At 60.4% G+C, this 11,072-nt stretch carries 9 protein-coding genes; all 9 read left to right on the top strand.

The features are described 5' to 3' along the window. Window positions 1-103: 103 nt before the first annotated feature. The 9 genes from E1297_RS07905 to E1297_RS07865 all read left to right on the top strand — a co-directional run bounded on the left by E1297_RS07905 (window position 104) and on the right by E1297_RS07865 (window position 11,014). Window positions 104-523: a PaaI family thioesterase gene (locus E1297_RS07905; protein ID WP_155136223.1), complete on the top strand. Its 420-nt coding sequence runs from the start codon at window positions 104-106 to the stop codon at window positions 521-523. A gap of 30 nt (window positions 524-553) precedes the next feature. Then, window positions 554-2,044 (top strand): hydroxymethylglutaryl-CoA synthase family protein, encoded by a 1,491-nt coding sequence (locus E1297_RS07900; RefSeq protein WP_155136220.1) that lies wholly within the window; start codon window positions 554-556, stop codon window positions 2,042-2,044. A 14-nt stretch (window positions 2,045-2,058) separates the two neighbouring features. Continuing rightward, window positions 2,059-3,264 carry an acetyl-CoA acetyltransferase gene (locus E1297_RS07895; RefSeq protein WP_155136218.1) on the top strand — a complete coding sequence of 402 codons (1,206 nt, stop codon included), beginning with the start codon at window positions 2,059-2,061 and terminating at the stop codon, window positions 3,262-3,264. A gap of 125 nt (window positions 3,265-3,389) precedes the next feature. Further along, window positions 3,390-4,169, top strand: coding sequence for an enoyl-CoA hydratase-related protein (locus tag E1297_RS07890; protein ID WP_155136215.1), 780 nt, complete (start codon window positions 3,390-3,392; stop codon window positions 4,167-4,169). A gap of 195 nt (window positions 4,170-4,364) precedes the next feature. Then, the gene (locus E1297_RS07885) at window positions 4,365-6,506 is read left to right on the top strand and encodes an acetate--CoA ligase family protein (RefSeq protein WP_196223241.1); all 2,142 of its coding nucleotides are present in this window, start codon (window positions 4,365-4,367) and stop codon (window positions 6,504-6,506) included. Between the two features lie 4 nt (window positions 6,507-6,510). Continuing rightward, window positions 6,511-7,683, top strand: coding sequence for a CaiB/BaiF CoA-transferase family protein (locus E1297_RS07880; protein ID WP_155136209.1), 1,173 nt, complete (start codon window positions 6,511-6,513; stop codon window positions 7,681-7,683). Window positions 7,684-7,844: 161 nt separating this feature from the next. Continuing rightward, complete coding sequence (locus tag E1297_RS07875; RefSeq protein WP_155136206.1) at window positions 7,845-8,291, top strand: MarR family winged helix-turn-helix transcriptional regulator; 447 nt, start codon at window positions 7,845-7,847, stop codon at window positions 8,289-8,291. Between the two features lie 374 nt (window positions 8,292-8,665). Next, window positions 8,666-9,868, top strand: coding sequence for an acyl-CoA dehydrogenase family protein (locus E1297_RS07870; RefSeq protein ID WP_155136203.1), 1,203 nt, complete (start codon window positions 8,666-8,668; stop codon window positions 9,866-9,868). A 9-nt stretch (window positions 9,869-9,877) separates the two neighbouring features. Further along, window positions 9,878-11,014 (top strand): acyl-CoA dehydrogenase family protein, encoded by a 1,137-nt coding sequence (locus E1297_RS07865; RefSeq protein WP_155136200.1) that lies wholly within the window; start codon window positions 9,878-9,880, stop codon window positions 11,012-11,014. Window positions 11,015-11,072: the final 58 nt, after the last annotated feature.

Below are 11,072 nucleotides of genomic sequence, written 5' to 3'. Positions count from 1 at the left end.
CCCCCCCCCCGAATACTGGCCGCAAGAGGGTTTTCCGGGGAGCAGAACTTGGGTGATCAGGAAAGGCGGCAGGCGCCGGGCTGTAAGGCAGAGAGCAAAAGACATGGAAAACACTGTGACCCTTCGCCAGAGGCCGATCGGGGAGTTCAACAAGCATGTGGGTCTTGAGCTCACCAAATGGCAGCCCGATTACGCGTGTGTGGAAGTAGAGATCGAGAGCCATCATACCAATGTGATGGGGATCACCCATGGCGGCATGCTGGTCAGTGCTCTCGATTTTGCCTGTGGCATGTCGGGCTGTTTCCGGGCCCCACCGGAGCCGAAAGTCTATTGCATGACCTTGACCCTGAACACGAATTTCATCGCCCCGATGGGGGAAGGCCTGCTGCAGGCCCATGGCCGCCGGGTTGGCGGGGGAAGGTCTGTGTTTTTCGCGCAAGGAGATATCACCCTGCCTGACGGGACCTTGATCGCAACCGCATCGGGCGCGTTCCGCCTGCTGGACCGCAAGCCGAAAGCATGACTGCCGGACGGCAATGGAGGAGATGTTGTCATGGACGTTGGAATTCTGGCTTTTGGCGGCTACGTGCCAAGGAGCCGGCTGCAAAGGGCGGAAATCGGTAAAACCCATGCCTGGTACAACCCCGGCCTGAAAGGGCTCGCAAGGGGTGAGAGGGCGATTGCCAACTGGGACGAGGATGCCATCACCATGGCCGTCGAGGCGGCCCGTGATTGTCTGACCGGGCAGGACCGGTCGGCGGTTTCCGCTGTTTTCATGGCGTCCACCAGTTTCCCTTTCGACGATCGGCAGAATGCCGGTGTGGTCGCAGACGCGCTGAACCTCAAAAGCGGGTTGATGACACTCGACCTGGCGGCATCCCAGCGTGCCGGGAGTTCGGGTCTGACTGTTGCCCTTCAGGCGGCAAATGGTTCGGAAAGCCCGATCCTGTTTGCCGCTTCGGAAAGACGGCAGACAAAGGCGGCCAGCCCGCAGGAACTGACCTATGGCGACGGTGCCGCCGCCTTGCTTGTCGGCACGGGAGATATTGTTGCGAGGTTCATCGGGGCTCATTCCGAGACGGTTGATTTTGTCGACCATTTCCGTAGAGCCGGAAATGCCTTTGATTATGCCTGGGAGGAGCGCTGGCTGCGGGACGAGGGTTACCTGAAGATCGTGCCCGCTGCCATTGAGGCCGTGTTGGCAAAGACCGGCATCGCGGCTGCGGAAATCACGACGTTCTGTTTTCCGGCCGCCATGAAGCGGGTTGCAGGTCAGCTTGCGAAAATGACCGGCCTGAATGACAGCGCAGTCGCGGACAATCTTCAGGCAGTGTGCGGAGAAACCGGGGCGGCGCATCCCGTCGTCATGCTGGTGCATGCGCTCGAAACGGCAGCACCAGGGGACAGGATCCTGGTTACCGGCTTTGGGCAGGGATGCGATGCACTGATCTTCGAGGCAACGGAAGCGATCAAGTCGCTGCCCGAACGCGCGGGGATTTCCGGCCATCTTGCCCGGCGCCGGGCGGACACAAACTATGCCCGGTTTCTCACCGTCAACGGCCTTGTCAATGTGGAGGAGGGCATCCGAGCCGAAGTCGACAAACACACCGGCCTGTCGACCCATTACCGCAACCGCGACATGGCTCAGCGCATGGTTGGCGGGTGCTGCCGGGAATGCGGAACGCTGCAATTCCCCAAAAGCAATATCTGCGTCAATCCGAATTGCGGGGCGGTCGGCACGCAGGACGATCATGCCTTTGCCGACAAGACGGCGCGGCTCAATTCTTTCACGGCCGACCGTCTGACCTATTCGCCTGACCCGCCAGCTTACTACGGTATGATCCAGTTCGAGGAGGGCGGCCGCCTGATGGCCGATTTTACCGATATCGATCCGGATCAGGAGCTTGAGGTGGGAATGGCAATGAAACTGATGTTCCGGGTCAAGGACTACGACCGGAACCGCGGGTTCCGCCGCTATTTCTGGAAAGCGGCACCGGACACGGATGCGGCTGCCGGCGGGCAGCTTGCGGAAGCGGCGGAATAGGGAGGAGTGACATCATGGCATCCGGTATCAGGGACAAGGTCGCCATTCTCGGCATGGGTTGCACGCAGTTTGGTGAACGCTGGGGCGACAATGCGGAAGATCTGATGATCGAGGCCTTTGGCGAGGCGCTTCAGGACGCGGGCATCGAGAAACAGCAGATTGATGCGGCCTGGCTGGGAACCGCCATCGAGGATCAGCATGTCGGCAAGTCCGCTGTGCCGCTCTCCATGGCTTTACGGTTACCGAACATTCCGGTGACCCGGGTTGAAAACTACTGCGCAAGCGGATCCGAAGCGTTTCGCGGAGCGGTTTACGCGGTTGCGGCCGGAGCTGCCGACATCGCCCTGGCCCTTGGCGTTGAAAAGCTGAAAGACACCGGCTATGGTGGTTTGCCACAGCGCAACCGGGGTTCGGTCAACGACCTTTACTGGGCGAATGTCTCGGCGCCGGGCTCGTTTGCCCAGCTGGCTGCCGCTTACCGCGCCAAACACGGTGTCACCCCGCAGGACCTTAAGCGGGCCATGGCGCATATCTCGGTCAAAAGTCATGAAAACGGCGCCCGCAATCCGAAAGCGCATCTGCGCAACCGGATTGATGAGGACAAGGTGCTGAACGCGCCAATGATCGCCGATCCGCTCGGACTGTTCGACTGCTGCGGGGTGTCGGACGGATCAGCCTGCGCCATTGTGACGACCCCGGAAATTGCAAGGTCCCTCGGCAAGCATGATCTCATCACCGTCAAGGCTTTACAGTTGGCGGCCTCCAACGGGCTTGAGGCCCAGCATAATTCGTGGGACGGAAGCCATTTCGTCACGACCCGCAAATGCGCGGAGCGGGCCTACAAGGAAGCCGGGATCACCAATCCGAGAGAGCAGATCAGCCTGTTTGAAGTGCATGACTGCTTTTCGATCACGGAACTTGTGACCATGGAGGATCTGTTCATCTCGCCGGAAGGCGGTGCGGTGAAGGACATCATGGACGGGTTTTACGATGCGGACGGCAAGGTGCCTTGCCAGATTGATGGTGGTCTGAAGTGCTTCGGCCATCCGATTGGTGCATCCGGATTGCGCATGATCTACGAAATGTATCTGCAACTGCAGGGCAAAGCCGGTGAACGCCAGCGCCAGCAAGAGCCTGTCTTCGGCATGACACACAATCTGGGTGGTTTCCCGCACCAGAACGTGTGCTCGCTCGCGATCGTCGGAAAGATGGGTGCCTGACATCCGTCATTGAATGACGGGGCAGGTCCGGGAGGAAAGGCCAGCCCGTCATTTTCAAGTCTTGGCAGGCCGCATGGCGGGAGCGCGAGTTCCCGTCTGTGGTCTGGCGAACCTGAGGAGGAACGATGTCTGACCTCTTGGTAAATCGGGAAAGTGGCGTGTTGACGCTGACGCTCAACCGGCCGGACCGGTTGAATGCGCTGTCGGCCGACATGCGGGAGATCATGATGGCCGAGCTCTCGCGGGAGTTTCAGGCCCCCGAGGTCCGCGCCATCCTGATCAATGCCAAGGGTCGAGGGTTTTGCAGTGGCGGCGATGTCGGCCTTGAAACCATGCTGGCCCGGCGCGATCACATCGAGACGCAGATCCTGAATGGCCTCAACCGCATGATCCTGGCCCTGCGGGATATTCCTGTTCCGGTGGTTGCAGCCGTCAATGGCCCGGCGGCAGGCGCGGGTTTTTCTGTTGTGCTTGCCTCCGACATTGTTCTGATGGCGAGGTCTGCCAGATTTCATCTGTCTTTTTCGAAGATTGGCGCGGTTCTGGACGGGGGCATGTCGTCGCTGCTGACTCATCGGATCGGGGCGTCACGCACCGCAGCCCTTGCCATGCTCGGAGGAACAATCGACGCTGCAACTGCGCGGGAATGGGGGCTGATCCATGAAGTCACGGAAGATGAAGTTTTACAGGAAACGGCCCGAAACCTCGCACACCGTCTTGCTACCGGACCGACTGTTGCTCTGGGCATGATCAAAAGGCAAATCGCCGCCGCGCAAACCGCTTCGCTCGACGAATCCCTGCGGATCGAGGCGGCCTTTCAAGGCAAGGCGTTCAAGACCCGCGATTTCGAGGAGGGCGTGACGGCGTTCGCAGAGAGCCGCAAACCGGTTTTTGAGGGGCGGTAGGAGGTGCAGAGACGGAGTTTCCGGAGTTGGAGGCTCCGGTACCGATCTGCGTTGCCGCCGTCATCCGGCAAGGGAAGCGTTCGGAGCAATCCGAAAAGCCCTCCTTGCACCAACAGAACACAGTCATCACATGCAAACCGGCGGAGCCGTTTCGGGTTGGGCGCTGGCCAGCGGATCTGAATGAAAGGGCATGCCATGGCCGATAGTATCACCGTCTCTTCAAGCTCGGCGCTTGACGCGTTGTTGCAGCCCCGCTCCGTGGCCATCATTGGCGCCTCGGATCAGCCGCACCGGATCGGCGGACGTCCGATTGAGAGCACGATTTCAGGCGGCTTCGGCGGAAAGATCTATCCGGTCAACCCCAAACGGGAGACTGTTCAGGGGCTGACGTCCTATCCTTCGATCCGGGATGTTCCGGGCCCGGTCGACTGTGCCATTATCGCAGTACCGGCCCCCATGGTTGCGCAGACTGTTTCCGATTGCGCCGAACATGGCACCCGGGCGACCATCATTTTCAGCGCCGGATTTGCCGAACTGGGCGCAGACGGGGCCGGAGCGCAAACCCGTCTCCGCGATGCCGCCCGGGAGGCGGGCATGCGGCTGCTTGGGCCCAACTGTATCGGTGCCCTCAGCCTCAGCGCGGGCTGGTACGGCACTTTCACCAATATTCAGGCCAATGTCCGGCTGGCGCCGGGTAAGACCGCCATCATCAGCCAGAGCGGGGCCTATGGGGCACACATGTTCTACATGTCGCAGCGGCGCGGTGTGGCCACGGACCTTTGGGTCACGACCGGCAATGAGGCAGACATCGATGTGGCTGAAGTGATCGCCTATTACGCCAGGCACCCAGACGTCCAGACCATCATGGCTTACACGGAAGGGGTCAAGGACAAGGACCGGATTTGCGACGCGCTGGATCTAGCCCGGACTGCAAGAAAGCCGGTGATCATGATCAAGGTCGGCGATACGGATGTGGGCGCGGCTGCGGCCGCCACCCATACGGCCAGCCTTGCCGGAGACGACGCAATCTACAATGCGCTGTTTGAGCAATACGGTGTCTACCGGGCGCAAAGCTGCCAAGAAATGGTCGATGTCGCCTATGCCTGCCAGACCGGGAATTTCCCGAAAGGCCGCAAACTGGGGATCCAGACCGTCTCCGGCGGGGTTGGCATTCAAATGGCGGACGAGGCGGTCAAGACCGGCCTCAAGGTGCCCGCCACTCCGGACGAATTGCAAGGCAAGATACTGGAGCTGATGCCCTATGCCGGGGTGCGCAATCCGATTGATGTCACGGGTCAGGTCACCAATGAACCGGAAGTCATCGGCAAGAGCATTGATCTGTCGATCCGCGAAAGCGGCTTCGATGCCTTTGCCGTTTATCTGGCAAGCACGCCCCAGTCGCCTGCGCTCAAGGACTATTTGCTGGCGACCTTCAAGGATCTGAGAGAGCGGCACCCGGACGCGCCGATGGCGCTCAGCATGATTGCACCGCCCGACATCACGGCGAAGTATGAAGCGCTGAACATTGGCTGTTTTGAAGACCCGGTCATGGCGATCCGGGCAATTGCCGCCCTGAACCGGTTTCACGAGGTGTTTGACCGGGCAGGGCCGGAGCCGGTTCAGGGTCTGCCCGAGGCCGCCATCCCGGTGCCGGATCATGATATCTCCGAAGCAGGGGCAAAATCGATCCTGGCGAGTTCCGGCATTCCGGTAACGCGGGAAAGCCTTGCCGCTAGTCCCGGGCAGGCAATTGCCGCATGGCAATCCATAGGCGGCCCTGTCGTCTTGAAAATCGCCTCGCCCGACATTCTGCACAAGACCGAAATCGGCGGCGTGCTGATCGGATTGAACGGCCCGGACGCGATTGCAAAGGGATTTGAAGACATTGTGACGCGTGCCCGTGCTGCATATCCCAAGGCGCGTCTTGAAGGCGTTCTGGTGTGCGAAATGGTGTCCGGCGGCGTCGAGACGGTTCTTGGGGTAACACGGGATCCGGTTCTCGGGCCCGCCGTGATGTTCGGCCTTGGCGGCATTTTCGTGGAGGTGATGAAGGACGTTACCTTTCGCCTTGCCCCCTTCGGCATTGAGGAAGCCCATCGCATGATCGACGGCATCAAGGGCCGGGCGGTGCTTGATGGTGTGCGCGGGGCTCCGGCTTGTGATGTCGATGCATTGGCGAATGCCCTGTCGCGGCTGTCCGTCTTTGCCGACGAAAATGGCGACCGGTTGCAGTCGGTTGATATCAACCCCTTTGTGGTGTTGCCCAAGGGGGCGGTCGCTCTGGATGCGGTGATCGTGCCGCGGCCGGACCAGTCTCAAACGAGCAAACCGGATTGAAAACATGCGTGCATTTAAAGGTTTGCGGGTAATTGACTTCACCCGGGCCCTGTCGGGTCCGGTCTCGACCCAGATGCTGGCCCTGCTCGACGCTGATGTCATCAAGGTGGAAGCTCCCGGAGAGGGAGACCAGATGCGTGGGGCGCTCACCAGTCCCGAGCTTGCGGCAAAACGGCTCTCACCGTCCTTTTTGACCGGCAACCTCGGCAAACGCAGCCTTGCCCTTGATCTGACCACAGACCACGGCAAGGACGTGGCCGCGGCTCTTGTGGCCAATGCCGATGTGGTGGTGGAAAATTTCGTGCCCGGCACAGCCGGTCAATTGGGCATCGACTATGACAGCGTGCGCAAGAACAACCCGAGCGTCATCTATTGCTCGATCAGCGGCTATGGCCAATGTGGCCCGCGCAAATCCGAACGCGCCTATGATTCCGCCATCCAGGCGGATTCGGGCATGATGTCTCTGACTGGCCATCCGGAAACGGGACCCACCCGGTCCGGTTTCATGCTGGTTGACGTTGCGACCGGCATATCGGCCTCCTTTGCGATCGCTGCAGCGCTTTATCGCCGTGCGATCACCGGAGAGGGCCAATATCTCGATGTTGCGATGTTTGACACGGCCTTGCAGCTGATGTGCTGTCAGGGGGCGGACTATCTTGTGCGCGGCGCGCTGCCGCCCCTACTGGGGAACGATTCACCTATTTCGCAGCCAACATCCGGCACTTTCAGGACAGCCGACGGATTGATCCTTCTGGCAACGCTGACCGCCCGCCAGCAGGAAAACGCATTCAAGGCGCTTGGTCTGGCGGAGCAGCTGAATGATCCGCGGTTTTGCACCGAGGCCGCGCGGCAAACCAATCTGACGGCAGCCCGTGCCCTGATCGAACCTGTGCTGGAAACCCGGAACACCCGGGACTGGCTGGATATCCTGAAACCAAGCGGGGTGCCCGCGCAGGCAGTTCGTGATCTGGCGCAGGCATTGAATGACCCGCAGCTTGAGCATCGCGGGGTAATGGTTGATGCCGGAGCCGTTGATGGCCTTGGCGAGGGGATTAGGTTTCTCGGGGCACCGTTCACGGCCAGTGAAGACGGCCCGAGACAACAGGCCTCACCACCTGCGGGCGTCGGCCAGCACACGGCTGAAATCCTGAAAGAACTGGGGATTGTCACGGACTGATCAAAAGGTGATCGTGCCGGAAAAACCGGGAGATTGTTCGCATGGTCATTGTTTGCTAGTCAACACGCGCCGAGCCGGGCCGGAAAGATGTGCCGCAGGCCAGTCAATCCGGGTCCGGACTTGCGCGCACAACCGGTGGAAGAAGGTAATGAGTGGAGTCTATGCAAGAGTTGGATCGTAAACTCGGGACGCTCTTGAGCGATGTTGCCCGGTTCCGGCGTATTCTGTTCGACCAGCTGGCGTCGGAATACGGCCTGACCCATGTGCAGGTGTTCGTTCTCAACAATCTGCACAGGCAAGACGGGTTGACCCAGACCGAACTCTCCGCCCGGATGGATATCGGTACGGTGACGGTCAGCGGTCTCGTCGACCGTCTGGAAGCCAAGGGCTATGTCGAACGGCGCCCGGACGAAAACGACCGGCGGGCCAAGCGGGTCTGGCTGACACCCAGGATGCAGGACATGTGGAAGAAGATCGGTGACAGCCTGCACCAGTTGAACGAGGTGACGTTTGACGGGGTCGAGGAAGCGGAACTCGACCAGATGGTCACGACCTTGCGCAAGGCGCGAAAGAACTTGCAAAACCGCTTGAACGGCAAGGACACTTGAGAACTCTTGCCGCCGGTTGAACGGTTTGTCAGTGGCGCAGAAAATGCGCTGCAACCGGCCTTGCGTAACCCTGTCTTGATCAAGTAACCACGCCCGCCCGTGGGTCCCGGCATGAGTGACGGGATCAGGAAACGGTTGCGGACTAAATAATTCGTAATATAATAATACGTAAGCGAATAAAACTGTCGAGGGCTCACAGCACCTGATTCGAACAAGGCTGCTGCACTCTTGAAGAGGGGTCGAAGCGAAGTTGACAGCCTCGGCGAGCCGCCAATACCAGCCAAACAGCTGGCGGCTGACCTGAAGGAAGAGCGAGCCCTGCGGTGCCGGCAATCGCCGGAGGCCTTGAGCAGACGGGGTTTAGGGAGGCAGGAATGCATATCGGCTACACGGCAGAAGAAGACGCGTTTCGCGCCGGGGTGCGGGCGTTTCTGGAGGAAAGCCTGCCGAAGGATCTGAGTGCCAAGGTGAAGGCTGGCCAGAAACTTGGAGAAGACGACTTCAGGGGATGGCAGAAGATCCTCGGGAAGAAGGGCTGGCTTGTGCCGCGCTGGCCGGTGGAACATGGCGGCTGCGGATGGACACCGGCTCAGGTCAGCATTTTTGACGAGGAAGCCTGTTTTGCAGGAGCGCCCCGGGTCTTGCCGTTCGGGGTCCACATGATTGGTCCGGTGCTGATTGAATATGGTAACGAAGACCAGAAAGCCCGGCATCTTCCCGGCATCGTGTCGGGGGAAGTGGCCTGGTGCCAAGGCTTTTCCGAACCGGGAGCCGGGTCCGACCTTGCGTCGCTGAAGACGGCGGCTGTCCGCGATGGGGATGACTATGTGGTCAACGGCCAGAAGATCTGGACGTCCTACGCGCATTTCTCCGACTGGATGTTCTGTCTCGTCAGGACCGATCCGAAGGCAAAAAAGCGTCAGCAGGGTATTTCCTTCCTTCTGATCGACATGAAAACGCCCGGCATCACGGTCCGGCCGATCATAACCACGGACGGCATGCATTCGGTCAATGAGGTCTTTCTGGAAGAGGTCCGCGTGCCTGCCGGAAATCTGGTGGGCGAGGAAAATCAGGGCTGGACCTACGCCAAGTTCCTGCTTGGTCACGAGCGGACCGGGATTGCCCGGATCGGTGACAGCAAGGCGGAATTCGGAAGACTTCTCGATATTGCCCGCAAGGAGCGGAAAAACGGCAAGCCCCTGATCGAGGATCCCCTGTTTTCGGCAAAACTGGCCCGGATGGAAATCGAGCTGCGGGCGCTGGAATTGACCAATCTGCGGATGCTGAGCGGGGGCGGTGACGGCAGCGGTTTGAACGGGGCCTTCCCTTCACTCCTGAAGGTCAAGGGTACGGAAGTCCAGCAGCGGATCGCGGAACTGCAGATGGAGGCCGTCGGCGCTTACGCGCTTCCATGGCAGCAAGCGGCCATGGATCCGGCCTGGAACGGGGAAACTGTCGGCCCGGATCATGCCATTCCGCGTGTGCCGAACTATCTGGACCGGCGCAAGGCGACGATCTTCGGCGGGTCGACCGAGATCCAGAAGACAATCATTTCGAAGACAGTCATGGATCAATAGGCACGCGTCATGGACTTCACCTACTCGGAAGAACAGTCTCTCATCGCCGACAGCCTGCGCAGGCTCCTGGGCGGCACCTGTGACCGGTCAACCCGCAAGCGCATTCTGGCGGACGGTCTTGACCACAACCCCGGCACGTGGAAAGCGCTGAGCGAGCTGGGGCTTTTGGGGTTACCCGTTGCCGAGGCCTATGACGGGATTGGCGGCAATGCGGTCGATACGATGGTTGCTGCCATCGAGTTCGGCCAGTATCTGGCACTCGAACCGTTTACCGCCAGCGTGGTGCTCGGCGGCGGTGCGATCGGGCTTGCCGGAAGCGAAGACCAGAAGCGCCGGTACTTGCCAGCGATTGCGGGCGGCGCGAAGAAGTGTTCCGTGGCCTTGCTGGAACCCGGGGGGCGTTTCGATCTGGGCCATGTCGAAACAACTGCCCGGACTGAAGGCGGCACCTATCGTCTGTATGGCCGCAAATCAGTGGCGATCGGCGCACCTTCGGCAGATGTCCTGATCGTTTCCGCCCGAACGGGGGCGTTCGGTTCAAGGAGTATGGAAGGCTTGACGCTGTTTCTCATTCCGGCAGATGCGCCCGGTGTCACGCTTCAGTCCTACCGGCTTGCAGACGGACGCTCCTGCGCCGAAATCACCCTGCAGGACGCCGCCGTGAGCATTGCGGATGTGCTTGGAGAGGAGAACCGGGCAGGGCCCGTGATTGAACATGTTGCCGATCTGGGGGCGGCTGCCTATTGCGCCGAAGCACTTGGGGCGCTGGACCGGATCATCGCGCTCACCACGGACTATCTGAAGGTCCGCACCCAGTTCGGGCGTCCGATCGGCGAGTTTCAGGCACTTCAGCACCAGTTGGCGGAAATGGTGATAGATGCGGAGCATGCGCGCTCTCTGGTTTATGAAGCGTCCATGACCGTGGATGGGCATGACCCGGAACGCCGGCGGAAAGCGGTGTCGGCCGCGAAGGTGTTTCTCGCCGAACGGGGCCGCTTGATTTGTCAGAAGGCCATGCAGATGCATGGCGGCATCGGCATGACGGAAGACTATGAGTTGGGCGATTATGTCAAACGGGTCATGGTCGCCGAGCTGGCTTTCGGGGATGCCGACCATCATCTGGAACGCTATGCGGCAAGTTTCTAATGGCCCGGTTTATGCCGGACCGAAACCGCTGGAGTTCGTCCCTGTTTCCGGACAGTCG

Source organism: Roseibium sp. RKSG952, assembly GCF_009711355.1.
This window is presented reverse-complemented; position numbering and strand designations above follow the sequence as displayed.

Coding starts and splice junctions, on each gene's coding strand:
- E1297_RS07875 (WP_155136206.1), top strand. CDS start 7,845: ATGCAAGAGTTGGATCGTAAACTCGGGACGCTCTTGAGCGATGTTGCC.
- E1297_RS07880 (WP_155136209.1), top strand. CDS start 6,511: ATGCGTGCATTTAAAGGTTTGCGGGTAATTGACTTCACCCGGGCCCTG.
- E1297_RS07900 (WP_155136220.1), top strand. CDS start 554: ATGGACGTTGGAATTCTGGCTTTTGGCGGCTACGTGCCAAGGAGCCGG.
- E1297_RS07890 (WP_155136215.1), top strand. CDS start 3,390: ATGTCTGACCTCTTGGTAAATCGGGAAAGTGGCGTGTTGACGCTGACG.
- E1297_RS07895 (WP_155136218.1), top strand. CDS start 2,059: ATGGCATCCGGTATCAGGGACAAGGTCGCCATTCTCGGCATGGGTTGC.
- E1297_RS07905 (WP_155136223.1), top strand. CDS start 104: ATGGAAAACACTGTGACCCTTCGCCAGAGGCCGATCGGGGAGTTCAAC.
- E1297_RS07885 (WP_196223241.1), top strand. CDS start 4,365: ATGGCCGATAGTATCACCGTCTCTTCAAGCTCGGCGCTTGACGCGTTG.
- E1297_RS07865 (WP_155136200.1), top strand. CDS start 9,878: ATGGACTTCACCTACTCGGAAGAACAGTCTCTCATCGCCGACAGCCTG.
- E1297_RS07870 (WP_155136203.1), top strand. CDS start 8,666: ATGCATATCGGCTACACGGCAGAAGAAGACGCGTTTCGCGCCGGGGTG.